Below are 24,025 nucleotides of genomic sequence, written 5' to 3'. Positions count from 1 at the left end.
GCCGAGGACGCGGCGCTGACCGCGTGCGTGCAGCACGTCACCGCGCAGCACGGACCCACATCGCGGGAAAGGGGTCCGTGGCCGCTCCGGCGGCCACGGACCCCTTTCCTTTCTCTCTCCTGCCGTGACGGCTCAGCGGCGGCGGAACAGCCTGCGCGCCCCGAGGAAGAGCACCATCGCCCCGGCGAACGTCAGCGCGGCCTTCGTCAGCGTCAGACCGCTGTCCTTCTCCTCGCTCCCGGCGTGGCTGCCGCCCTTGCCACCGCCGTCCTTCCGCTGCTCCTTGGCCGTGGCGTCCGGCAGCAGTTCCCCGTCCAGCGCCTCCGCGCTCACCCGGGAGTACCTGCCCTCGGTGCCGTACATCAGGGTGCCGCCGTCCGGGCTGAAGGTGACGGCCTCGCCCTGCCGCTGGAGCGGCAGCCCCGGCTCCTCGTCGAGCTCCTGGGGCTTCCCGCCCCGCCAGCGGTACTCGGCGGCGCTGAAGTAGCCGCGCAGCACGAGCCTGCTGCCGTCGGGCGCGAAGGCCCCGTCGGTGACCTCCATGTCGATGGGCGCGATCCGGCGGAAGACGTTCACCCCGGAGGGCGAGAGGGTGTCCGGCCCCTGGTACAGCCCGCCGTCCTCCTCGCTCTTGCTGGCGATGTAGACCTTGCCGGTCTTCGGATGGACCATCATCGCCTCGGCGTTGCGCGGTCCGCCCTGGTACTGGACGGTGAACTGGGTGGCCTTCACCGACATGTCGCGCAGCTTCTTCGGCTCGGGGAAGCGGTAGATCCACACGTGGGACCACTGTCCGCCGAGGTTGTCACCGATGTCGCCGACGTAGACATTGCCGTCCGGGCCGACCGAGACGGCCTCCACGTCCCGCGGTGAGCCGATCCCGCGCATCGCGATCCGCGCGACGGTCTTCCCCGTCCGGCTGTCGACCGCGTAGACGTAGGGCCCGTCCGAGCTGTCGTTGTGCGTCCAGTAGACGCCGGGGTGGGCGCGGCTCGCGGCGAGCCCGCTGGACTCGGCGATCCGGGAGTCCTTGATCTGGAACGACGACGGGGAGTCGTCGTCGGCCGCGGCGGGAGCGGCGGCGGGCAGGGCCACCAGCACGGCGGCACCGAGGAGAGACGGAAGCGGACGCATGGGCCCAAGCCTGCCATCCCGCAGGGACGCGCAGGGCGGGGGAACCGGACCGGCGGCCGGGGGCGGGGCGGACCGGGTATGACGCCGTATGTTCCGGGAAAGCGAAGGACACCATTCCCCCCGGAATTCCAAAGGGAATTCCTGAACCGCAGATAATTTGATCTGATCCGGGGAACATTTCAGCGAAAATTTATCGGTCATTGACGGCATAGCGGGCGGCGGCATTGCATTAAAGAATGGGCCCGCCCTACGGTCTCTGCCCATGAGCGATTACAACCAGTCCTCTTATGCGCAAACCGCGCCGCCCGTATATCCGGGCGCTCCGCAGAACGGCGGCGCGGTCGCGCCGTCCAAGAAGTTCGCGGTCCTCGGGATCGTCGGTTCCCTCGTCGCCCTGGTCGGCTCGCTGGTGAACTGGGTCGTCTCCAGCGAGGACATGAGCGACGGCGGCATCAAGGGGATGGACGGCGACGGCGTCATCACGCTGATCATCGCCCTGGTCGCGACGGTGCTCTTCCTCGTCACCCTGGCCCGCCAGAAGGCTCCGCTCTACCTCGGCGGCGGGCTGCTGGGCGCAGGCGCGGCCATCGTCGCCGCGATCAACATGGCGGACCCGGCGCGGCTGCTCGCGCAGAAGCTGGAGGACGAGGGCCTGCCCGCCGACGCCGCCGAGAAGGCGGCCGAGGAGGGCGTGGACAAGTTCGACATCGTCGCGGGTCCTGGAATCTACATGGTGCTGGCCGGCGGTCTGCTGGCGCTCGCCATCGGCATCGTCGGATTCATGAAGTCCCGCAACAGCAACTGATTCACATTTCTTTCACACGTCCGCCGCACCAGCTCGATACGGCGGAATCCGCAGGCCCGCATTTTGACCACACGGGGGGTCAAAAGGCGGGCCCTCGGATTTTCCCGGCCGGAAGCCGCGGCGGAATTCGCTGCCTGCGCTCCGGCCGTGGACCCTGACGGTGCCCCCTTGCTTGGAGCACACTCCAAGGGCTTGGCTGGCCTCATGAAGTACACGCAGCTCGGACGCACAGGTCTCAAGGTCAGCCGACTGGTCCTCGGCACCATGAACTTCGGCCCGCAGACCGACGAGGCGAACAGCCACGCGATCATGGACGCCGCGCACGAGGCGGGGATCAACTTCTTCGACACCGCCAACGTCTACGGCTGGGGCGAGAACAAGGGCCGCACCGAGGAGATCATCGGGAGCTGGTTCGCCCAGGGCGGCGGACGGCGCGAGAAGACCGTCCTCGCCACCAAGGTGTACGGGAACATGGGCACCGACAGCCCGGTCTGGCCCAACGACGACCTGCTCTCGGCCGTCAACATCCGCCGGGCCGTGGACGCCAGCCTCAAGCGGCTGCGCACCGACCACATCGATCTGTACCAGTTCCACCACGTGGACCGCGCCACCCCGTGGGAAGAGATCTGGCAGGCGATGGACGTCCTGGTCCAGCAGGGCAAGATCCTCTACGTCGGCTCCTCCAACCACGCGGGCTGGCACATCGCCAAGGCCAACGAGACGGCGCGGCGCCGCGGTTCCTACGGTCTGGTCAGCGAACAGTGCCTGTACAACCTGGCCGAGCGCCGCGCCGAGATGGAGGTCATCCCGGCCGCGCGCGACTACGGCCTCGGGGTGATCCCCTGGTCGCCGCTGCACGGCGGGCTGCTGGGCGGCGCGATCCGCAAGGAAAGGGAGGGCGGTGCCGCCCGCAGCTCGTCCGGCCGCAGCGCCGACGCGCTGAACAGCTCCACGGTGCGCGGGCAGGTGCAGGCGTACGAGGATCTGCTCGACAAGCACGGTCTGGAGCCCGGTGAGACGGCGCTGGCCTGGCTGCTCACCCGGCCCGGGGTGACCGGCCCGATCGTCGGCCCCCGCACCGCCGACCAGCTCGCCTCGGCGGTCCGGGCGACGGAGCTGACGCTGGACGACGAGCTGCTGCGCTCACTGGACGAGATCTTCCCCGGTCCCGGCCCCTCCCCCGAGGCCTTCGCCTGGTAGCCGCCCCCGGCGGCGGGCACGCGGCCGCGCGCGGCGGGGTCAGCCCCCGAGCGCGGCCGCCACGGCGACGACGAGGAGTATCAGCACCAGCGCGCCGCTCATGATCATGTTTCTGGTCTTCGGGTCCACACCCTGAGACTAGCCGGGCCGTTCAGCGGCCGAGCGGCCAGGCCGCCACCACCTCGTAGCGGGGCTGCCGGCCGGCCACCCCGGGGGCCGGCGGATGGCTGCGGACCAGGCTCAGTTCCCGCACCGGCCACACCCGGCCCGCGAAGTCGGCCAGCTCGGCGACATAGGGCGCGAGGCTGGTGGCGCCGCGGTTGCGGGCGATCGTCAGATGCGGGTGGTACGGCCGGTGCCGGTCCATCGGCACCCCGGCCCGACGGGCCCCGGCCTCGGCGGAGTCGGCGAGCCCCTTCAGGGCCGCGCTGTCACCGTCCACCCCGACCCACACCACCCGGTCCGCGAACCGTCCGCCGCCCGCGAGCCGCAGCGTATGGGGTTCATGGCGGTGGGCGGCGCGGGCCAGCCGGGTGTGCAGTCCGGGCAGCACCTCCTCGGCCACCTCGCCGAAGAAGGCGAGGGTGAAGTGCCAGCCCGCCCGCTCGGTCCAGCGCAGCCCGTCGGCACCCGGCAACGCATGCAGCGCGTCCACCCGGGCGGCCAGCTCGACGATGGCCTCCTCGGGCGGCAGCACGGCGGCGAAGAGTCTCATCCGGCCAGTCTCGCGCACCGGGCCCGCCGGAAGGGCGGGCACCGCGAGGGGCACGCCCGCGCCCCCGGGCGCCCTGCCACCCGGTCCGGACCGCGGCCTCCCGCCAGGCGCGCGGCGGACGGAAACCCCGGAAGGGACCGCGTGCGCGGGACCGCACGGCCAGCCGCGCGGGGAGACGGACCCCATCGGCTCGCGGCCTCGGCGGCCTAGGCCGCCGGGGCCAGCCGCTCCTCCTCGGCGCGCGGGACGAAGACCACATGCGGACGGCCCCGCCGCAGATCCAGCTTCATCCGCAGACCACCGGCCCGGACCAGGATCAGCCCCACCCCGACCGCCGCCGCGGCCGAGACCAGTCCGCCCGCGGCGAAGCCCACCCGGGCGCCGAAGGTGTCGGTCAGCCAGCCGACCAGCGGGCCGCCGATGGGGGTGCCGCCGACGAAGACCATCATGAACAGGCTCATCACCCGCCCCCGCATCGCGGGATCGGTCGCGAGCTGGACGCTGGAGTTCGCCGTGACGTTGAAGGTCAGGCTGAAGATGCCGATCGGCACCATCAGCGCGGCGAAGAGCCAGAAGACCGGGGTCACGGCCGCCGCCACCTCCAGCACGCCGAACATCAGCGCCGCCATGACCAGCAGCCGCCGCCGGGCCACCACCCGGCGGGCCGCCAGCAGCGCACCGGTCACCGAGCCGATCGCGATCAGCGTGTTGAGCAGGCCATACGTACCGGGTCCGGCATGGAAGACATCGTCGGCGAAGGCGCTGAGCCAGATCGGGAAGTTGAACCCGAAGGTGCCGATGAAGCCGACGAGCACGATCGGCCAGATCAGATCGGGCTGACCGGCGACATAGCGCAGCCCCTCCCGGAGCTGCCCCTTGCCGCGCGGGGTGCGCTCGACGGTGTGCAGCTCGCTGGTGCGCATCATCAGCAGGCCGATCAGCGGGGCACCGAAGGACAGGCCGTTGATCAGGAACGCCCAGCCGCTGCCCACGGCGGTGATCAGCACACCGGCGATGGCCGGGCCGACCAGCCGGGCGGACTGGAAGTTCGCGGAGTTCAGACTGACCGCGTTGCGCAGCTCACCGGGGCCGACCATCTCATTGACGAAGACCTGCCGGGTCGGGTTGTCGACGACGGTCACCATGCCGAGCAGGAACGCGATCAGGTAAACGTGCCAGACCTGCACATGGCCGCTGAGGGTGAGCGCGGCGAGCGCCAGACCGCACAGCCCCAGCGCGGTCTGGGTGAACAGCAGCAGCCGGCGGCGCGGATAGCGGTCGGCGATGACACCGCCGTAGAGGCCGAACAGCAGCATCGGCAGGAACTGGAGCGCGGTGGTGATACCGACCGCGGTGGAGGAGCCGGTGAGGCTCAGCACCAGCCAGTCCTGGGCGATACGGGACATCCAGGTGCCGGTGTTGGAGATCACGGCACCGGTGGCGAAGAGGCGGTAGTTGCGGACCTTCAGCGAGCGGAAGGTGCCGCCCTTGGCGCGTCCCGTCGCGGGGGCGCCGGAGGTGCGGGAGTCGGAGTGGGGATGCGGTGCGGGTGCGGAGTCTGCTCCGGGTCCCGTACTCAAGGGGCTTCGCCTCCTGATGGCTCGGGTTCTTACAAGTGCGCGAGCTTCTCCAGCACGGGCGCGGCGGCGCGCAGCGCGTCCCACTCCTCTTCGGACAGCTCTCCGACCAGCTCGGCCAGCCAGGCATTGCGCTTGCGCCGGCTCTCTTCGAGCATGGCCTCCGCCCGTTCGGTCTGCGAGACGACCTTCTGCCGCCGGTCCTCCGGATGCGGCTCCAGCCTGACCAGTCCCTTGGCCTCCAGCAGGGCCACGATGCGGGTCATCGACGGCGGCTGGACATGCTCCTTGCGGGCCAGCTCACCGGGGGTGGCACTGCCGCACTGGGCGAGGGTGCCCAGCACCGACATCTCGGTGGGACTGAGCGACTCGTCCACCCGCTGGTGCTTGAGCCGCCGGGACAGACGCATCACCCCGGACCGCAGGGCGTTCACGGCGCTCGCGTCGTCTGGCGGTGCCTCCGCCGAAGGCTGGAGACGGGACGGATCCGGCATGGTCTTTAGCATAACTCATTACCTCGCCTAAGGAAACCCGGGGAACCCTTTCCCGAGAGTGTCACCCAAAAGAGTGAGATGACTCCGAAAAGTGACGCACAGTGGCCCGAGGGGCGGCGACCCTGGGCCGCATGGGATCGAAGGTGCTCAGCCTGCGGATGGACGGTGAGCTGCTGGACCGGATCCGGCAGCACGCCGCGAAACGCGGAATGAGCGTCCAGGACTACGTCATCCGGACGCTCATTCGCGAGGACTTCGACGAGCGTTTCAAGACGTCCGTCGATGAGACGGAGCGCTTCTACGGCCAGGTCGGCTGACCCGGCCGTGCCCCGGCGCAAGGCCGGGGCACGCACTCCGCGCGGGGTGGCTCAGCTCGCCCCGACGGCCTGCTCGATCGGGTGGAGCAGGAAGTAGACCATGAAGCACAGCCCCACCACGGCCAGCAGCCACGGGATCTCCCGAGTGCGCCGGGTGGCGATCCGCAGCAGCAGGAAGGACAGCACACCGATACCGATCCCGTTGGTGATGCTGTAGGTGAACGGCATCGAGATCATGGTCAGGAAGGCCGGGATCGCGATGGTGAAGTCGCTCCAGTCGATCTCCTTGACGTTCGCCGCCATGATCAGGAAGCCGACGACCACCAGCGCGGGCGTCGCGGCCTGCGACGGGACCACCTTGGCCAGCGGGGTGAAGACCAGCGCGAGCAGGAAGAGACCGCCGGTGACGATGTTGGCGAGCCCGGTGCGGGCCCCCTCGCCGACACCCGCCGTGGACTCCACGAAACAGGTGTTGGCGGAGGCCGAGCCGAAGCCACCGCCCGCGACCGCGACACCGTCCACCATCAGGATCCGGCCCATTCCCGGGAGCTGACCGCGCTCATCGGTGAGCTTGGCTTCCTCGCCGACGCCGATGATCGTGCCCATCGCGTCGAAGAAGCCGGACAGCAGCACGGTGAAGACGAAGAGGCAGCCGGTGAGGATCCCGACCTCATGGAAGCCGCCGAACAGGCTGACCTCACCGATCAGCCCGAAGTCCGGGGTGTCCACGATCTTCTCCGGGACGTTGGGGACGGTCAGCCCCCACGAGGCGTCCGGGATGTCGACCAGCGCGTTGACCGCGACCGCGGCCACGGTCATGGTCACGATGCCGATCAGGATGGCACCGCGCGTCTTGCGGACGACCAGGACGAAGGTGAGCGCCAGCCCCACCACGAAGACCAGCACCGGCCAGCCCTGGAGCTTGCCCTCGATACCGAGCCCCATCGGCACGGTGGTGTGGGCCTTGTCCGGGTTGCGGGTGATGAACCCGGCGTCGACCAGGCCGATCAGGGCGATGAACAGCCCGATGCCGATCGCGATGGACCGCCGCAGCCCGCCGGGGATCGCGGCCATGACCCGTTCCCGCAGTCCGGAGGCGACCAGGACCATCAGCACCAGGCCCGCAAGGACCACCATGCCCATCGCGTCCGGCCAGCTCATCTTGGGGGCGAGCTGGAGCGAGACCACCGCGTTGATGCCGAGGCCCGCGGCGAGCGCGATGGGGACATTGCCGATGATGCCCATGAGCACCGTGGTCAGCCCCGCCATCAGCGCGGTGGCGGTGACGAGCTGGCCGTTGTCGAGGGTGTGGTGGAACTTGTCCTCACCGGCCCCCAGGATGATCGGGTTCAGTACGACGATGTAGGCCATCGCGAAGAACGTGGCCAGACCGCCGCGGAGCTCCCGGGAGATCGTGGAGCCGCGTTCACTGATCTTGAAGAATGTGTCGATGCCCTTGGTGGGCGGTGCCGGGGTCTGCCGCTTGGCATCGGCCGGCGCGGGGGCCGAGGGGGACATAAGGACCTCTGTGGTGCGCGAACATCAACAGTGGGCCCTTTGGATGATCACACAAGGATGCCTACTCAGACCCGGAACGGTTCAGTATGAATATATAAATGGCCGAACGCCAAACGTCTCCCCTGAGCTGCCCGGATGGCACGGGATCCGGTCCGGAACGGCCCCCGGGCCCGGCCCGTAAGCTGTGCCCATGACGAAGTGGACCCCCAAGCACGAGGCGCCGCCGCCCCTGGAGGGCAACGTTGTGGCGACCATCACCGGTGGCACGATCGTGTGGTTCGTCCTCTTCCTCGTCCAGCTCCCCTTCTACGGCTGGTACGACGACCACGGCCATCTGTGGTGGCTGTGGACCTGTCTGGCCGGTGGCGGCCTCGGGCTGATCGGCATCTGGTACGTACGGGCCCGTGAGGCCGCGCTCCGCCGCGCCGACGAGGGCCGCCCGGCGGCCGACGGCGGCTGACGGGCCGCCGGAGGGCCCGCCGGCCGCGGCCGGCAATCGACGCCTGGACAGGTGAACGGCGCGCCGCGCACGTACCGTCGAAGGCATGCCGGACCGGGTCGCCCCGGGACTGACCGCCGCCGAGGTCGCTGAGCGCGTCGCACGCGGTGAGATCAATGACGTCCCGGTGCGCTCCTCGCGCTCGTTCACCGAGATCGTCCGCGCCAATGTGCTCACCCGCTTCAACGCGATCATCGGCGTACTGTTCCTGATCATCCTGGTGGTCGGTCCGATCCAGGACGGACTGTTCGGCTTCGTGATCGTGGCCAACACCCTCATCGGGATCGTCCAGGAGCTACGGGCCAAGAAGACCCTCGACTCGCTCGCCGTCATCGGCGAGGCCCGGCCCACCGTCCGCCGCGACGGTGTGGCCACCGAGATCCCCACCGGCCGGATCGTCCTCGGCGACCTCATCGAACTGGGCCCCGGGGACAAGTGCGTCGTGGACGGCGAGGTCACCGAGGCCGAGGGGCTGGAGATCGATGAGTCGCTGCTCACCGGCGAGGCCGATCCGGTGCTCAAACAGCCCGGTGACACCGTGATGTCCGGCAGCTTCGTGGTCGCGGGCGGCGGCGCCTTCACCGCCACCCGGGTCGGCCGCGAGGCGTATGCCGTCCAGCTCGCCGAGGAGGCGTCCCGCTTCACCCTGGTCGCCTCCGAACTGCGCAGCGGTATCAGCCAGATCCTGAAGTATGTGACCTGGATGATGATCCCGGCCGCGATCGGCCTGGTGATCAGCCAGTTCGTGGTGAAGGAGAACGACTGGCGGGAAGCGGTACGGCGGATGGTGGCCGGGATCGTGCCGATGGTCCCCGAGGGCCTGGTGCTGCTCACCTCCGTCGCCTTCGCGATCGGGGTGATCCGGCTGGGCCGCCGGCAGTGCCTGGTGCAGGAGCTGCCCGCGATCGAGGGGCTGGCCCGGGTGGACGTGGTCTGCCTGGACAAGACCGGCACCCTCACCGAGGGCGGGATGGACGTCCGTGAGCTGCGGCTGCTCGACGGACACGGCGAGGCACCACCCGGCGACGGGCGCGGGGGCGGGCACGACGAGGGCTATGTGGGGCAGGTGCTGGGCGCCCTCGGCGCCAGTGACCCGCGTCCCAACGCCAGCCTCCAGGCGATCATCGACGCCTATCCGCGCCCGGACGGGTCCGACGGCGATGACGGTGCCGACGGCGGCTGGCGCTCCCGGGACGTGCTGCCGTTCTCCTCGGCCCGCAAGTACAGCGGCGCCACCCTCGACGCCCCCGACGGGCGGCGCGCCACCTGGCTGCTGGGCGCGCCCGAGGTGCTGCTGGCCGAGGGCGATCCGGCGCTGGGCCAGGTGGACGAGCTCAACGCACACGGGCTGCGGGTGCTGCTGCTGGCCCGTGCCGAGGACGGGACGGGCCCGCCGGCCGCCGGGGCCCCGGGCCCCCGGCCGGTCACCGCCGTCGCCCTCGTCGTCCTGGAGCAGCGGCTGCGGCCGGACGCCGCCGACACCCTGCGCTACTTCGCCGAGCAGAATGTCGCCGCGAAGGTGATCTCCGGTGACAACGCCGTCTCCGTCGGGGCCGTCGCGGCCGAGCTGGGACTGCCCGGCGCCGCGCACGCCCTGGACGCACGGCGGCTGCCCGCCGAAACCGCCGGGATGGCCACCGCGCTGGAGGACGGAACGGTCTTCGGACGGGTCACCCCACGCCAGAAGCGGGACATGGTGGGCGCGCTCCAGTCGCGCGGCCACAACGTGGCCATGACCGGCGACGGCGTCAATGACGTACTGGCGCTGAAGGACGCGGACATCGGCGTCTCGATGGGCTCGGGCAGTGAGGCCACCCGCGCGGTCGCCCAGATCGTGCTGCTCGACAACAGCTTCGCCACCCTGCCGTCGGTGGTGGCCGAGGGCCGCCGGGTGATCGGCAACATCGAGCGGGTGGCCCGGCTCTTCCTGGTGAAGACCGTCTACTCGGTCCTGCTCGCGGTGCTGGTGGTGTGCTTCCGGGTGGAGTACCCGTTCCTGCCCCGCCATCTGACGCTGCTGTCCACACTCACCATCGGCGTGCCCGCGTTCTTCCTGGCACTGGCCCCCAACAAGGAGCGCGCCCGGCCGCGGTTCGTGCGCAGGGTGATGCGGTACGCCATCCCCGCCGGGGTGATCGCGGGCGCGGCCACCTTCGCCGCGTATCTGCTGGCCCGTCATTACTACACGGGCCGGGGCGCACTCCAGGCCGAGACCAGCGCCGCCACGCTGACGCTGTTCCTCATCGCGCTGTGGGTGCTGGCCATCGTGGCCCGGCCGTACACCTGGTGGCGGATCGGTCTGGTGCTGACGATGGCCCTGGGGTTCGTGATCGTGCTGGCCACCCCATGGCTCCAGCACTTCTTCGCGCTGCGCCTGGTGGGGACGGCGATGCCGTGGACGGCGGTGGCCATCGCCGCCGTGGCCTCGGCGGTGCTGGAGTGGGTGTGGCGCCGGATCGCCGCGAACGGCGATCCGGCGTCCTGAACCAGCCTGGAGGCCGCTACCGCACGTCCACGAAGTCGGCCGTGGACTTCACCGGCCCGGTGGTGCCGGTGCCCGCGAAGTTCCAGCGGAAGTAACCGTCCTCGACGGCGGTCACGGTCGTCTTGAGCGCGCCCGCGGCGGCCGACTTCACCGTCTTCACCGCGGTGTAGGTGGAGCTGTTCTTCTTGCGGAACTCCAGCGTCACGGGCTGGACCGTGTAGCCCGCGTAGGCGGCCGTCTCCCAGTTGGCACGGGTCAGCGCACCGGTGACGGTGATCGTCCGGCCCTTGCGCACCGGCTCGGGCGAGGCGTTGACGGTCAGCTTGGCGGCGCGCCGCACGGTGAAGGACGCGGCCTTCTCCGTGTTCATGTAGTCGTCGTCGTTGGCGTCGACCAGCACATTGGCGTACCAGGTGCCCGCCGGGTCGTTGTCGATGAAGTCGACCCGCGGGTCCACGGTGAAGGACGCCGTGCAGGTGGAGGTGTGGGCGTCGGTGGCCGAGGCGACACACTTCGCCGGGCCGGTCGCGTCCAGGTACCCGTAGGACGGGCCGTCCACGTAGATCTGCGCGTCCTTGATCCCCGAGTTGTCGGTGGCGGTGACGGCGACCGTGAAGGTCTTGGCCTTCGTGGTCCCCACCACGACGTCCTTGCTGTTCACCGTCACGCTGCTGATCGTCGTGTCGCCGAAGCCGTCCGCCTGCGCGGCGGGCGCGGTCAGGGCGCCCACCCCCGCGGCGGTGGCGGTGGCGAGCACGACGAAGGTCATGCGCTTACGCATCGATTCCCCCACAGAATGCTGAGGCCCCGGGCCGCGAATGTCGCGGTCGGGGCCGGAACTGGCACAACTGTACGATCTTCACGGGACGTTCACAATGTTGTGGATGTTCCACGATGCGGATCCCTCCCGAAACCACCCCGTCCGACCCCAACCCGCCAGTAATGTGGGCGATATGACGGGGCACCGCTTTCGCGCAGACGAGATCGACACCAGCAAGCCGCATTCGGCACGGATGTACGACTACTTCCTGGGCGGCAAGACGCACTACGCGGTCGACACCCAGGCCGCGGAACAGGTCGAGGCCGTCTGGCCGGACGTCAAACCGTGGACCCGCGCCAACCGGGCCTTCATGCACCGCGCGACCCGCTGGCTCGCCGCCGAGGCCGGGATCCGGCAGTTCCTCGACATCGGCACCGGTATCCCCACCGAGCCCAACCTCCACCAGGTGGCCCAGGGCGTGGCGCCGGAGTCCCGGGTGGTCTACGCGGACAACGACCCCATTGTGCTGGCCTACGCCCAGGCCCTGCTGCTCTCCACCCCCGAGGGCCGCACCGCGTACATGCACGCGGACATCACCGAGCCCGAGGCGATCCTCGCCGCCGAGGAGCTGCACTCCACGCTCGATCTGACCCGGCCGGTGGCGCTGTCGCTCAACGCGGTCCTGCACTTCATCGCCGATGAGCAGAAGCCGTACGACATCGTGCGACGGCTGGTCGACGCGCTGGCGCCGGGGAGCTATCTCGTACTGTCCCACGGCTCGCCGGACCGCCGCCCCGGCATCTCGGACGCGGTCACCAACCTCTACCGCAGCAGCGGCATCCACGTACAGGGCCGCACCGAGGAGGAGATCCTGCCGTTCTTCGACGGTCTGGAACTGGTCGAACCGGGTGTGGTGATGCCGCACCGCTGGAAGCCGGAGAGCGAGCGGGCGCGGGCCGAGGCGGAGGCCCTGGACCTGTGGATCCACGCGGGCGTGGCCCGCAAGCCCTGACGCGGACGGCCCCGCCGCCGCCCCCGGAGGGACGGCGGCGGGGCCGCCGTGGGTCATGGATCAGGCCGTCAGCACCTCTTGATCTCGCCGGAGGACTCGAAGTGCCCGGAGTACGTCCACAGCGCCCCGCCGACGTCCTGAACCGAGTACCACACCCCGCCGCCGCCGACCTTGAGGGCGCACCAGACCCGGGCGGTCTCACCTCGTTGGAACGTACCCGCCCTGCGGGACCTGGTGCTGGCCTGCTCGTAGACCGGCGCCGGTTCGAAGGCCTTCAGCTCCACATAGCCACGCTTGGCCGGCACGTGGCTGTCCGCCTGGGCCACCGGCGACACCATCGCGGTCAGCGCGATCACCGCTCCGGCCAGCGCCGTCCCCCGTGCGAGCTTGCTCATGGGCACACTCCCTGAACGTCCGAACTGTCATCGGTCCGGACCCGGGGTCCCGCACGGCCTCGGTGTTCCCCCGGCACCGCGCCCCCGCGTCCTGTCCGTCAGTCTGCCGGGGCGGCGGGTACGGGGCGTTAGCACTCGGTCCACAGCCCGATTGGCTCTGCGTCGCCCCGACCGGACACGCCCTAGTCGAACCAGCGGGCGCGGGCCAGTTCCTCGGTGCGGGTCAGGTCCTCCAGCAGGGCGGCCACCTCGAAGCGGCGGGACCACTGGCCCGCGGCCCAGGACAGTCCGGCCGCGACGCCCTCGACCGTCGAGGCGTGCAGGGTGCCGTCCAGGTACCGCCAGTCGAGCTCGGTCCCGCCCTCGACCAGCAGTTCCTCATGCTCGACATACGACAGCGGGGCGTCCGGGAGGAGTTCGCGCACCGCCTCCGCGACCTCGTGGGGTTCCCCCTGGGAGACCACCGGCGCCGGGTACGCCTCGGTCAGCCGCCGCACCTGGAACAGCTCCGCCAGGTCCGCCGCCCGCGCCGGGGCCACCGGCAGCAGGGCCCGGCCGTCCGCCTCGGCCAGCGGCATCAGGTCGGGCGCGTCCGCGACCAGCGCCTCGCCCGCGTCCACCACGTGCGGACGCCCGTCCACCACGGCCCGTAGATCGTCCGGCAGGGTCACCTGTTCGGGGTCGAGACCGGCCAACTGTCCGTAGAGCGCGCGTAGCTGGGCCGGGGTCACCTCTCGGTCCGGGTCGGCCAGCCGGGCCAGCAGCTCGGCCGCGCCGCCCGGTTCGTCCAGCAGCGCCGCCACCGAGGTCCGCACCCCGAGCGCGCGCAGCACCTGCTCGTCCTCAAATCCGGCCGCGTCCACCGCCTCGTAGAGCCCGGCCAGCAGCGGATCGCCGCCCGCCGCGCGCAGTCCGGCGGGACGGCGGCCGTCCAGCACCGGATGGCCGCGCAGCCACCACGCGGTGTACGACCGCACGATCTCGGTGGTGCCGTCCGGCAGCAGCACCCGCACCGGGGCGGTCAGCGCGTCCCGCAGCGGCGGCTGGGCGAGCATCGCCAGCGCCGCCGGCCAGGCGTCGTCGTCTACCAGGTCCAGGTCCCGCACCGCCACGATCTCGGTGGCCACCGGCGGCACCGGGGTCTCCGGCAGCCGGTCCAGCGCGTCCTCGCACCACACGTCCACCGCGTCCAGCACACCCACGTCATCGGGCTCGGTGTAGTCGCCCTCGCGCGGCTCCAGCTCATCCGGGTCCAGCACCACATCGGTGGCCCGGACCAGGGCGAAGCCCGCCAGCACCCCGACGGCGGCCAGCGGCTGTTCGCCCCAGCGCTCGGCCAGCTCGGCGTCGCACGCGGCGAGTTCGCCCTCCCGCATCACCCGTTCGAAGGCGCTCCCGGGCAGCACCAGCTCACCGGCCGGGGCCAGCTCCCCGTCCTCGTCCGGCAGCGCCAGCGCGGCCAGCCACGGTTCGTCACCGGGCGCCAGCCGGGCCTGCTGGACCAGGCCGAGGACGGTGTCGGCCAGCGCGTCGGCGTCCAGCGCCGCGCCCAGCCCGGCGCCGTCCTCCGGGAACGGGTCGTAGTCGTCCTCCGCCTCCAGCGAATGCGCCACGGCGGCCCGCACCTGGGGGGTGGTCAGCACGGCGCGCGGGGTGGCCGGGGTCGCGCCCAGCTTCTCCAGCAGCGGATGCGCGGCATCCGGGTGCGCCACCTTCAGGCCCAGCCGGGCCAGTGTGCGATGGGTCTCGGCGACGCCCTCGCCCTCACCGCCGATGTCGGTCTCCCCGGGCAGCGGGAGCAGCACCTGCCGCGGCCCGATCGTCGTCCGGCCGTCGGCCAGCGGCACCGGCAGCCCGCTGAGCCGGTCCGGGTCGGTCCCGGCCAGCGCGTCGTACAGCCGCCGCCACCAGGACGGGTCGCGCTCCACCCCCGCCAGCCGGTCGATCACCTCGCCCAGCGGCACCCGCGCCACCTCGAGCACCCGCAGCTCCGTGCGGCGTTCGAGACCGGCGGGCAGCAGGGTCGGGAACAGCTCGGCCAGCACCTCCACGGTCGCCGCGCCCGCGCCCTCGACGATCTCCGCGTCACGGGGGCGCAGCGCGTACGGCTCACCCTCCAGCGCGCCGGGCGCCAGGACGTCGTCGTCCCAGCCGCCGAGGTCGGGCGCCGGGGGCCGCTCCGGCGTCCCGCCTGCGGCCCCCACCGCGGGTCCGCCCTCCGCCGCGTCCGGGCCGAGCGCGTCCGGCGAACCCAGCCAGCCCGCCACCGGTTCGCGGCCGCTCTCGCCCGCCGCCGGTGCCGCCGCGCTGGGCAGGAACGGCACCCTCGGCAGCCGCTCCAGCACCCGCTGCCGCAGCTCACCGTCCAGCTCGCCCTTGCCCAGCGGGCCCGGGACCAGGCCGATCGTGCCGACCCCCACCGGATGCCAGTCGCGCAGCAGCGCGGCGTACGCCTCGGCCGCGCGGTCCAGCAGGAAGTCCGTGAGCGGGCCGGGCGCGGTGTGCCGGCGGGTGGGCTCCAGCGGGAACGAGGCGATCAGCAGCGCGGGCAGCCCCATCGGCTCGTCGGTGGGCGTCGGCGCGTGCACCACCGGGGCTGTGGCGGGCCGCACCGGCGCGCCCTCGGCGTCCACCGGCACCGCCCAGGTCACCGACCACACCGGCCGCAGCCGCTCCTCGACCGGCCGGTCGGCGAGCAGCGCGGTGTCCAGCCGTCCGCCCGCGGTCTCGGTGCGCCAGCGCGTCGTACCGCGCTCACCGCTGTCCTCGACGACCGTGTACGGCCCCTCGGCGCGGCGCCGCAGCGTCCGTACGCCCTCGGGCGTCTCGACCACGACCTCGGCCAGCCCGGGCAGGGTCAGCAGCAGCGCGTCATCAACCCCCGCGAGCAGCCGCTCGGCCACGTCCAGGGCGGCGCCGTCGCGCAGCGGCAGCACCACGACGGTGTCATAGCCCTCCGGCGCGCTGCCCTCGGCGGGCAGCGGCAGCCGCAGCAGCGGAACGTGCCCGTCCCGGCGGCGCAGCTCGTCCGCCAGGCCCGGCGCGGCCTCCGCGGTACGCAGGGCCAGCTCCCGCGCCTCGGCCAGCGACCAGCGGATCCCGCCGCTCCGGCCGACGACCGCGGGCTCGTCGCTCACCGCGAGCACCGCCGCGAACCCGACACCGAACCGGCCCACGGCGCTGTCCGGCTCGTCCCGTTTGGCGGAGGCGCGCAGCGTGGACAGCGACTCGGCCCCGGCGGCGTCCAGCGGGGCACCGGTGTTGGCGGCGGCCAGCACGGCCGGGTCGCCGTCGGTGGCCGGGTGCAGGGTGAGCCGCAGCCGCCCCGGGAGCCCGGAGCGCGCGGCGGCGTCCGCCGCGTTCTGCGCGAGCTCGACGATCAGCCGGTCGCGGTGGCCGCCGAGCGCGAGGTCCTCCTCGGCGTTGGCGTCCTCCCGGAAGCGGGCGGGCGAGGCGGTCCAGGCGTCCAGCACGCCGCGCCGCAGTCGCGCGGTCCCGAACGGGTCCGCGTCCTCGGTCGCGCCTCGCACCATCGCCGTGCTGCTCACGTCTCGCCTCCGGAGTTCCTGGTCCGTGCCCTGCGGTCCTGCCGTACGGGTGCCCGCTGCCGGGTTCCCCACTCTCGCCGGGCCCCCGCGCCCGAGGGCGTCCACCTGCGAACGCCCCTGGTGATGAGGGACCCTAGCGGCGAACGTACCCCTCCCGCGATCCACCCCGACGCCGGACGGCCAGCCACCGGCATCCACCCCGCCGGAGGCCGGTCACCACCCGTTCGCGGCGCCCGGCCCGAGCGGACGCGAACGCGCCCGGACTCGGCCCGCACCCGTGCCGGCCGAGGAGGTACGACGCAGCGGCGGCGGTGTGCCGGTCGAGCACCGGCAGGTCCGCTGTGCCGGCGAACGCCGAAGGCCGTGAGCCGCCGGGCGGCGGTCGCCGCGTTGCGGCCGGGGCACGGCCCCTCGTGAGCACGAGCCCGGTACGGGGCCCGGGGCGTGAGGTCACCGGGGAGGATCTGACGCCGCCGTGGGCAACGCCCCTGCCGACCGGCGCACCGACCGAAGCCCGAGGACACCCACCGCCGCGCGCGGGCTCCACGGCGGGCGCCCGGACAGCGAGGCACGGGCACCGCCGTAGCGCACGGGCCCGCCCCGGCGGGACGGGCCGCGACCGGGCGGCCGGGGCGCGCCAGGTCGGGATCGCCGCCCGGGGAGGGCTAGGAGTGGCCGAGTTCCTCGGCCGGGGCGTCCGGCTCCACCGAGCCGCCGGTGCGGTCGGGGTGGAGCGGCATCGGTTCGACGACCGTCTCGTCGAGCACGGGCTCCGCCGGACGCGGCGGCTTCGGCATCACGGCCGCCTCGGAGTGCGCCCCGCAGCCGTACGACAGGGACACCACACGGCCGTCCGCCGGGCTGAACTCATTGGCGCAGACCCCGAACGCCTGTCGCAGCGAACCCGCGAGCGGCATCAGGAAGCCGCAGCTCGCACAGGTGCCGGGGGCCGCCTGCGCCATCGGGGTCTTGGCGCCGAACGCGTCGTCCCAGCGGTCGGCGGCGTCGTGGAGGCCGTACCGGGAGAGCACCCGGGCGCGGCGCATGCCCAGTTCCTCGGCGAGGGCCGCGATGGAGCCGGTCGCGGGCGCGGCCCCCTGGGCGGCGGGCGCCCCGGGCGTCACGTCCGCCTCCTCCAGCGCGGCGAGCTGCTGCATCTCCTCGGAGACCACGGAGTTGGGCGGCGGGGCGTCCTCGCCCGAGTAGCCCGCCTCCAGCCGCAGGTCCTCGGCCTCGGTGGGGAGCAGGTCCCCCGGCCCCATGTCGCCCGGGCGCAGCCGCTCGCTCCACGGCACCCATTCGGGCGCCAGCAGCGCGTCCGGACCGGGCACCAGCACCGTCTCGTCCAGCGTGACGGCCTTCGCCCGTGAGGCACGGGTGACGGTGACCGCCCAGCGCCAGCCGCGGTAGCCGGGTTCGGAGGCTTCGAAGAGGTGGGTGACGACGCGGTCTCCTTCCGCGACGGCACCGACATGCTCGCCCACCGTCCCGGGCCCGGCCGCTTCCCCGGCTGCCTCGCGGGCGAGTTCGACCGCCTCGGCGCACAGGCGGTCAGGGGTACGGCTTCGCATCGCAGCACTCACAGGATCGATTCTCTCTTCCACGCCGTCGCAGCCGTCTGACGAGTGCGCCAGCCGACCGCCGGACGGCGGGACTGCGGACGGAGCGGACCATGGGGCCGCGTCGACGTCCGCGCCCGATCCGACCTCGGGCGCACCTTGTACGTTCCATTCTGCGGGATGGGAACTCGGTACATGGCCAGGAACGACCGTCGGTGGCGCGCTACGCACGCTACCTTGTCCGGCCGGGCCGCCCCCACCCCCGTCCCCGTCCGATCCTCCGTCATCCGTCCCATCCGAACCGCGTTTGCGCAGGACAGAGCGGGGTTACCGGGGGGTGCCATGGGTGTCGGAGTGAACCGAACCGATCCGGAAAGCCGCCGAAGGTCTCACGTACCGGCCGTGTTGGCTGCACCATGGTCAGGTGGCAGCCATGCGGTTCCAGGGGAGTGGCCCGATCCAACGGTCGGGCCGCTGGATCGCCCGCGCGCTGCACCTCCCCTTCACCGCGACCGGCCGCGGCATCCGGCGGGCGACCCATGCGCACGGCGCCGGGGAGTCCGGGCTGGGCAAGCTGATCGAGCTGCACGCGGTGAACTCGGCGGGCGACATGATGATCACCGTTGCGCTCGCCTCCACGATCTTCTTCTCGGTCCCGACGGACGAGGCGCGCGGCCGGGTGGCGCTGTATCTGGCCATCACGCTGGCCCCGTTCGCCCTGCTGGCCCCCGTGATCGGTCCGCTGCTGGACCGCATCCCGCACGGCCGCCGCGCGGCGATGGCGGGCGCGATGCTCACCCGGGCCGTGCTGGCGCTGACGATGGCGGGCGCGGTGGTGGGCGGCGGTCTGGAGCTCTATCCGGCGGCGCTGGGCGTGCTGGTGGCGTCCAAGGCGTACGGAGTGGTGCGGTCCGCGATCGTGCCACGGCTGCTGCCACCACGGTTCTCGCTGGTCAAGGCAAACTCCCGGGTGACCCTGGCCGGGCTGCTGGCCACCGGGGTCGCCGCGCCGCTGGGGGCCGGGCTGCATCAGCTGGGGCCGAGCTGGCCGCTCTACGGCGCGTTCGTGATCTTCATGGCGGGCACGTTCCTGTCCTTCACGCTGCCGCACAAGGTGGACTCGTCCCTGGGCGAGTCGCGGGCGCGGCTCACCTCCGGCACCCACCATCTGCATCTGCCCGCCTCGGTCCACCGGCCGCGGCCCAGGCCGACGACACCCTCGGGCGCGCGGCTGGGGACGAAACCGGGCGGACGGCCGGGCGGACGCTTCGGCCGCGCGTTCGGCGGACGCTTCGGCGGCGCGTTCCGCGAGCTCTTCGGCCGGCGCCCGGCCAACCCGCTCGGCGGCCGGGAGCGGCGCCCCGGGCTGCGTACCGTCGGCCCGTCCGTCCTGCACGCCCTCCAGGCGTGTGCCGCGCTCAAGACGCTGTCCGGCTTCCTCACCCTGTTCCTCGCCTTCCTGCTGCGCGACCAGCCGGTGGGCGGGCTCGGTCCCGAACTCTCCCTGGCCCTGGTCGCGGTCGCGGCGGGCGGCGGGAACGCCCTGGGCACGGCGATCGGCGCCTGGCTGCGGGCCCGCGGGCCGGAGCGGATCATCGCCGTGGTGCTGACCTCGGCCCTCGGGGTGCTCATCGTGTCGGCCGCGCTGTACGGCGTGGTGACGGTCGCCGCGGTCGCCGCCACGGCGGGCATCGCCCAGGCGCTGGGCAAGCTGTCGCTGGACGCGCTCATCCAGCGCGACGTACCGGAGGAGGTCCGCACCTCGGCGTTCTCCCGTTCGGAGACCACACTCCAGATCGCCTGGGTGATCGGCGGGGCCATCGGTATCGCGCTGCCGCTCAACGGGGTGCTGGGGATGGCGGTCGCCGCGGGGGTGATCGCCCTGGGCGTCGCCGTGAGCGTACGGGGGCTGCTGACCGCCTCCCGGCACGGCACGCCGCGCCCCCGGGTGGCGTGACGCGCGGCCACCGCCCGGGCCGTACCGGAAGCGCCGCGGCGGGCCCGGAAGCGGCCGGAACCGCGGCCGTACGCGGGGGCGAAACGCTCTGGGACGAACCCGCGCGCGGCATGATCGGAACGGACCGATAGCCTGCCCGCATGACCGCTGCGCTGTTTTCCAGGGGCAAGGGCCGCCGCGCCGCCACCGCCGCCTGCGCTGTTGCCCTCGGGCTCATCGCCCTCTCCGCCTGCGACAAGCCGACTCCGATCGCGACGGTGACGGTCGGCTCGACCACCGTGACCGCGGAGGCCGCCAAGGGCTGCTACAGCGAAGGCGGGCAGCTCAGCAAGTCGGAGCTGAACAAGTGCCTGGACGGCGCGCCGGAGAAGACGATCAAGGTGACCACCGGTGAGAAGGTGCGCATCGGCGTCGACCCGAAGATGGCCGAGACGGGCTGGGCCGTGGTGGCCGGTACGCCGGTCATGAACGAGCCGAGCAAGGAGACCTACCGCAGCTTCGACAGCGAGGCCCTGCTGTCGCAGTCAAACCCCCAGACGGGGCAGTCGACTCCGGTCAACAAGGTCACCCTCACCGTCGTCCAGGTGGACGAGAGCGGGAAGGGCAGCCAGCGCCCCAAGGGCATCTGGCGCTTCAAGCTCGAGCGGGACTCCTGACGGACGACCGGCGCCCATGCGCGCGCTGATCGTCACGGCCGTCGCCGCGGAGCGGGACGCGGTGGTGCGGGGCCTCACCCGGCACCTCCACGCCGCCACGCCGCCGGACGGGCCGGGCATCACCGGCGACGGCAGGTCCACCGCGCCCGGCCGGGAGGCCGGGTGCGTCGAGGTCACCCTGCCCGGCGCCGTTCTGCACCGCCTGACGCGGTCCGGCTCCCCGGCGCTCACCGTCGACGTCCTGGCTGCCGGGGTCGGTCCGGCGGCCGCCGCGGCGGGCACCGCCACCGCGCTGACCGCCGCCGCACTCGCGGGCACCCCCTATGACCTGGCGGTATCGGCCGGTATCGGCGGCGGCTTCACCGGTCCGGCCAGTGCCGGTTCCGGGGACGCGCCCCGCGCCCCGCTCGGCTCGGTCGTCGTCGCCGATGCCGTGGTCGCCGCCGACCTCGGCGCGGAAACCCCCGACGGCTTCGCCGCCGTCACCGACCTCGGCTTCGGAACCATCGAACATCTGCCGCCCGCCGATCTCGTGGCCGCGGCCGCCGAGGCCGCCCGCGCGGCACGCGGCACCGTGCTCACCGTGTCGACCGTGACCGGCAGCGCCGGGCGCGCCGCGGAGCTGCTGCGGCGTCATCCGCGGGCCACCGCCGAGGCGATGGAGGGATTCGGGGTGGCCGAGGCGGCCGCAGCGCAGTCGGTGCCCGTCCTGGAGGTACGGGCGGTCTCCAACGCCGTCGGCCCGCGCGACCGCGCCGCCTGGCGGATCGGTGAGGCGCTGGAGGCCCTGGCCGACGCCTTCGGGCACCTCGTACCCGTCCTCAGCACCTGGACCCGGGCCCCGGGCCCGGACCCCGACCGGGAAGGAACCGGGCCGTGACCGAGCCCCTGAAGATCGCGTACTCCCCGTGCCCGAACGACACCTTCGTCTTCGACGCCTGGGCCCACGGCCGCGTTCCCGGGGCTCCGCCGCTGGACGTCACCTTCGCGGACATCGACATCACCAACGGGATGGCCGAGCGCGGGGAGTTCGACGTACTGAAGGTGTCCTACGCCGTTCTCCCCTGGGTGCTGGACCAGTACGCGCTGCTGCCGTGCGGCGGGGCCCTGGGCCGTGGCTGCGGTCCGCTGGTGCTGACCCGGGAGCCCGGCCGGGCGGCCGACCTGGCGGGTCGGACGGTCGCGGTGCCGAGCGAGCGTTCGACGGCCTATCTGCTGTTCCGGCTGTGGGCCGCGACCGAAGTCCCGGACGGCGTGGGGCAGATCCAGGTGCTGCCGTTCCACGAGATCATGCCCGCGGTGCGGGACGGCAAGGTGGACGCCGGACTCGTCATCCACGAAGCCCGGTTCACCTACCGGGATTACGGCCTGCACTCCCTCGCCGACATGGGCGAGCACTGGGAGTTGACGACCGGGCTGCCGATCCCGCTCGGCGCGATCATCGCCAAGCGCTCACTGGGCACCGAGCGGCTGCGCGCACTCGCCGACGCCGCCCGCACCTCGGTACGGATGGCCTGGGACGACCCGGAGGCGTCCCGCCCCTATGTGCTGGCGCACGCCCAGGAGATGGACCCGGCCGTCGCCGACCAGCACATCGGTCTGTATGTCAACGAGTTCACCGCCGGGCTGGGCGAGGACGGCTACGCCGCGGTGCGGGGGCTGCTGACCCGTGCGGCGGCCGAGGGGCTGGTACCGCCCCTCGGCCCCGATGCGCTGGAATTCGCCTGACCGTCGTTCCCGGGCATCACCGCGACACGTCTCCGCCGTCTCTTTGTCCGGAACTCGTCGCTGAGCGTGTCTGATTCATTACGTTCCGGGGGTGGCCCGCACGGTGCGGGGCGCCCGGATCGGACGTCGGACCGATCAGACGTCGAGCTGATCGGCGACCGCGCGCAGCATGCCCGCGATCTTGTGGCCGTGCGCCTTGTCGGGATACCGGCCGCGCTCCAACTGCTGGGTCACGTTCTCCAGCAGGGTGGTCAGATCCTGGACGATGGACGCCAACTCGTCCGGCTTGCGCCGCTGGGCCGCCGCGACCGACGGCGTCGGGTCAAGGATCGTCACCGAAAGTGCCTGGTCACCGCGGTTTCCCGCCACCACGCCGAATTCCACGCGCTGCCCCGGCTTCAGGGCGTCCACGCCGTCCGGAAGCACTGACGAGTGCACGAAGACGTCACCGCCGTCATCGCGGGAGAGAAAGCCGAAGCCCTTCTCACTGTTGAACCACTTGACCTTGCCGGTAGGCACGTCTGTCCTCGTCCTCGTCGCTCGTCGGAAAACACGGAAAAACAGCTCTGGATAGCACTACAGCGGGTCGTAGGACCCGCCACCACCAAGGCTAATGGTCCCGAGCCTGGTGACAAGACGTACCCGGATGGTTCCGGGTGGTTCGCATGGGCGCTCAGGCACCGATCTACCCTGGTGCGGTGAGCAATGAAACCCCGCACCGTGGCAGCCCTCCCGACGGGCCGGGCGACCGGCTGGTCCGTATCGGCGTGATCGTCTTCGTCGTCGGCGCGATCGCCACCCTGGCCACCGTCGCACCCATGTTCCTGGGCGCGGATCCGCTGCCCACCGCCGCGTATCTGATCTCGATGCTCATGGGCGTCGGCTTCGCGCTCGCCGCGGCCGGAGTGCTGCGGTCGATCACGGCGCAGCGGCGGGAGGCCGCGCGGGTCACGGACGGCCGCTAGGACGGATGGCGAGGGTCAGCTTCCGGCCGGCCGGCCGTCGAGGTGCTCCGCCAGCCACTCCGGGAACGCGGTCAGATCGGTGAGCACCACGTCGGCCCCGGCCTGACGCAGCTCCTCCGCACCGCACGGACCGGTGGGGACCGCCACCGACAGCGCGTCCGCGAGGCGCGCGCCCCGTACGTCGCCGGTGTGGTCGCCGACGTAGACCGTCGCACCGTGCTCGCGCAGCGCCTCCGCCTTGGCCTCGGCCCACAGCCAGCCGACGACCGCGTCCGGCACGATGCCCAGGTGGCTCAGGTGCAGTTCGGCGTTGGGCTCGTGCTTGGCGGTCACCACGATGCTGCGGCCCCCGGCCCGCCGCACCGCCTCGATCGCCTCCCGGGCACCGGGCAGCGCGGCGGTGGGCGCTATCGCGAACTCCGGGTAGAGCGCGCGGTAGAGATCGCTGATCTCCGGGATCCGCTCATCGGGGAACCAGTGCGCGAGCTCCTGCTCCAGCGGCGGCCCCAGCCGGGTGACGGCCAGCTCCGCGTCGACGAAGGTGCCGGTGCGGGCGGACAGCTCCTCGTACGCCGCCTTGATACCGGGCCGGGAGTCGATGAGCGTCATGTCCAGGTCGAAGCCGACCGTCACCGTGTGCGAAGCCATGTCCTTCATTGTGCCGTCCGCTCGGCGGGCTCCTCCGGTCAGGTTGACCTGCC

At 72.4% G+C, this 24,025-nt stretch carries 22 protein-coding genes; 11 read left to right on the top strand and 11 right to left on the bottom strand.

Features of this window, described 5'->3' with window-relative positions; translation table 11 throughout:
* Positions 1 to 132: 132 nt before the first annotated feature.
* Complete coding sequence (locus tag NMK44_RS38255; RefSeq protein ID WP_254752159.1) at positions 133 to 1,134, bottom strand: hypothetical protein; 1,002 nt, start codon at positions 1,132 to 1,134, stop codon at positions 133 to 135.
* 262 nt (positions 1,135 to 1,396) lie between these two features.
* Here NMK44_RS38255 and NMK44_RS38250 point away from each other — a divergent pair, with 262 nt between their 5' ends.
* Together NMK44_RS38250 and NMK44_RS38245 are read left to right on the top strand one after the other, a co-directional pair.
* Entirely contained in the window at positions 1,397 to 1,939 is a 543-nt protein-coding gene (locus NMK44_RS38250) for a hypothetical protein (RefSeq protein WP_254752157.1), read from the top strand.
* A gap of 204 nt (positions 1,940 to 2,143) precedes the next feature.
* Complete coding sequence (locus tag NMK44_RS38245; RefSeq protein WP_254752155.1) at positions 2,144 to 3,139, top strand: aldo/keto reductase; 996 nt, start codon at positions 2,144 to 2,146, stop codon at positions 3,137 to 3,139.
* Positions 3,140 to 3,290: 151 nt separating this feature from the next.
* On the opposite strand, the gene thpR is transcribed toward NMK44_RS38245, so the two are convergent.
* The 3 genes from thpR to NMK44_RS38230 all read right to left on the bottom strand — a co-directional run bounded on the left by thpR (position 3,291) and on the right by NMK44_RS38230 (position 5,925).
* On the bottom strand, positions 3,291 to 3,854 hold the full coding sequence (thpR, locus tag NMK44_RS38240) for an RNA 2',3'-cyclic phosphodiesterase (protein ID WP_254752153.1): 564 nt from the start codon (positions 3,852 to 3,854) through the stop codon (positions 3,291 to 3,293).
* Between the two features lie 206 nt (positions 3,855 to 4,060).
* Entirely contained in the window at positions 4,061 to 5,434 is a 1,374-nt protein-coding gene (locus tag NMK44_RS38235; RefSeq protein WP_254752151.1) for an MFS transporter, read from the bottom strand.
* 29 nt (positions 5,435 to 5,463) lie between these two features.
* On the bottom strand, positions 5,464 to 5,925 hold the full coding sequence (locus NMK44_RS38230) for a MarR family winged helix-turn-helix transcriptional regulator (RefSeq protein WP_254752149.1): 462 nt from the start codon (positions 5,923 to 5,925) through the stop codon (positions 5,464 to 5,466).
* A gap of 131 nt (positions 5,926 to 6,056) precedes the next feature.
* On the opposite strand from NMK44_RS38230, the gene NMK44_RS38225 reads away from it, so the two are divergent.
* A complete protein-coding gene (locus tag NMK44_RS38225) occupies positions 6,057 to 6,242 on the top strand; it encodes a BrnA antitoxin family protein (RefSeq protein WP_254752147.1) in 186 nt (61 codons plus the stop codon).
* A gap of 51 nt (positions 6,243 to 6,293) precedes the next feature.
* On the opposite strand, the gene NMK44_RS38220 is transcribed toward NMK44_RS38225, so the two are convergent.
* Complete coding sequence (locus NMK44_RS38220) at positions 6,294 to 7,760, bottom strand: NCS2 family permease (protein ID WP_254752145.1); 1,467 nt, start codon at positions 7,758 to 7,760, stop codon at positions 6,294 to 6,296.
* Between the two features lie 190 nt (positions 7,761 to 7,950).
* Here NMK44_RS38220 and NMK44_RS38215 point away from each other — a divergent pair, with 190 nt between their 5' ends.
* Positions 7,951 to 8,220 (top strand): DUF2530 domain-containing protein, encoded by a 270-nt coding sequence (locus NMK44_RS38215; protein WP_254752143.1) that lies wholly within the window; start codon positions 7,951 to 7,953, stop codon positions 8,218 to 8,220.
* An 85-nt stretch (positions 8,221 to 8,305) separates the two neighbouring features.
* The gene (locus NMK44_RS38210) at positions 8,306 to 10,744 is read left to right on the top strand and encodes an HAD-IC family P-type ATPase (protein ID WP_254752141.1); all 2,439 of its coding nucleotides are present in this window, start codon (positions 8,306 to 8,308) and stop codon (positions 10,742 to 10,744) included.
* A 16-nt stretch (positions 10,745 to 10,760) separates the two neighbouring features.
* On the opposite strand, the gene NMK44_RS38205 is transcribed toward NMK44_RS38210, so the two are convergent.
* The gene (locus NMK44_RS38205) at positions 10,761 to 11,525 is read right to left on the bottom strand and encodes a calcium-binding protein (protein ID WP_254752139.1); all 765 of its coding nucleotides are present in this window, start codon (positions 11,523 to 11,525) and stop codon (positions 10,761 to 10,763) included.
* Between the two features lie 172 nt (positions 11,526 to 11,697).
* Between NMK44_RS38205 and NMK44_RS38200 the strand changes: the two genes are divergently transcribed.
* Positions 11,698 to 12,516, top strand: coding sequence for an SAM-dependent methyltransferase (locus NMK44_RS38200; RefSeq protein ID WP_254752137.1), 819 nt, complete (start codon positions 11,698 to 11,700; stop codon positions 12,514 to 12,516).
* A 68-nt stretch (positions 12,517 to 12,584) separates the two neighbouring features.
* Here the strand turns inward: NMK44_RS38200 and NMK44_RS38195 are convergent, their stop codons facing one another.
* From NMK44_RS38195 to NMK44_RS38185, 3 genes are all read right to left on the bottom strand, one after another.
* Positions 12,585 to 12,911, bottom strand: a complete 327-nt coding sequence (locus tag NMK44_RS38195; protein WP_254752135.1) for a hypothetical protein — start codon at positions 12,909 to 12,911, stop codon at positions 12,585 to 12,587.
* A gap of 182 nt (positions 12,912 to 13,093) precedes the next feature.
* On the bottom strand, positions 13,094 to 16,444 hold the full coding sequence (locus NMK44_RS38190) for a sacsin N-terminal ATP-binding-like domain-containing protein (RefSeq protein ID WP_254752173.1): 3,351 nt from the start codon (positions 16,442 to 16,444) through the stop codon (positions 13,094 to 13,096).
* A 680-nt stretch (positions 16,445 to 17,124) separates the two neighbouring features.
* On the bottom strand, positions 17,125 to 18,042 hold the full coding sequence (locus NMK44_RS38185) for a DUF3027 domain-containing protein (RefSeq protein WP_254752133.1): 918 nt from the start codon (positions 18,040 to 18,042) through the stop codon (positions 17,125 to 17,127).
* A gap of 409 nt (positions 18,043 to 18,451) precedes the next feature.
* On the opposite strand from NMK44_RS38185, the gene NMK44_RS38180 reads away from it, so the two are divergent.
* From NMK44_RS38180 to NMK44_RS38165, 4 genes are all read left to right on the top strand, one after another.
* Positions 18,452 to 19,975: an MFS transporter gene (locus tag NMK44_RS38180; RefSeq protein WP_254752171.1), complete on the top strand. Its 1,524-nt coding sequence runs from the start codon at positions 18,452 to 18,454 to the stop codon at positions 19,973 to 19,975.
* Positions 19,976 to 20,115: 140 nt separating this feature from the next.
* On the top strand, positions 20,116 to 20,631 hold the full coding sequence (locus NMK44_RS38175; RefSeq protein WP_254752131.1) for a hypothetical protein: 516 nt from the start codon (positions 20,116 to 20,118) through the stop codon (positions 20,629 to 20,631).
* A gap of 16 nt (positions 20,632 to 20,647) precedes the next feature.
* The gene (locus NMK44_RS38170; RefSeq protein WP_254752129.1) at positions 20,648 to 21,511 is read left to right on the top strand and encodes a futalosine hydrolase; all 864 of its coding nucleotides are present in this window, start codon (positions 20,648 to 20,650) and stop codon (positions 21,509 to 21,511) included.
* Positions 21,508 to 22,359 (top strand): 1,4-dihydroxy-6-naphtoate synthase, encoded by an 852-nt coding sequence (locus NMK44_RS38165; RefSeq protein ID WP_254752127.1) that lies wholly within the window; start codon positions 21,508 to 21,510, stop codon positions 22,357 to 22,359. The genes NMK44_RS38170 and NMK44_RS38165 overlap by 4 nt, the downstream gene beginning before the upstream one ends.
* A gap of 135 nt (positions 22,360 to 22,494) precedes the next feature.
* Here NMK44_RS38165 and NMK44_RS42285 read toward each other — a convergent pair whose 3' ends face one another.
* Positions 22,495 to 22,878, bottom strand: coding sequence for a cold-shock protein (locus tag NMK44_RS42285; protein WP_308358768.1), 384 nt, complete (start codon positions 22,876 to 22,878; stop codon positions 22,495 to 22,497).
* A 146-nt stretch (positions 22,879 to 23,024) separates the two neighbouring features.
* Here NMK44_RS42285 and NMK44_RS38155 point away from each other — a divergent pair, with 146 nt between their 5' ends.
* Positions 23,025 to 23,324, top strand: a complete 300-nt coding sequence (locus NMK44_RS38155; protein WP_254752125.1) for a hypothetical protein — start codon at positions 23,025 to 23,027, stop codon at positions 23,322 to 23,324.
* Between the two features lie 15 nt (positions 23,325 to 23,339).
* On the opposite strand, the gene NMK44_RS38150 is transcribed toward NMK44_RS38155, so the two are convergent.
* Positions 23,340 to 23,972, bottom strand: coding sequence for an HAD family hydrolase (locus NMK44_RS38150; RefSeq protein ID WP_254752123.1), 633 nt, complete (start codon positions 23,970 to 23,972; stop codon positions 23,340 to 23,342).
* Positions 23,973 to 24,025 lie beyond the last annotated feature (53 nt).

Origin of the sequence: Streptomyces cucumeris (assembly GCF_024295805.1) — a bacterium.
Lineage (GTDB): Bacteria > Actinomycetota > Actinomycetes > Streptomycetales > Streptomycetaceae > Streptomyces > Streptomyces cucumeris.
This window is presented reverse-complemented; position numbering and strand designations above follow the sequence as displayed.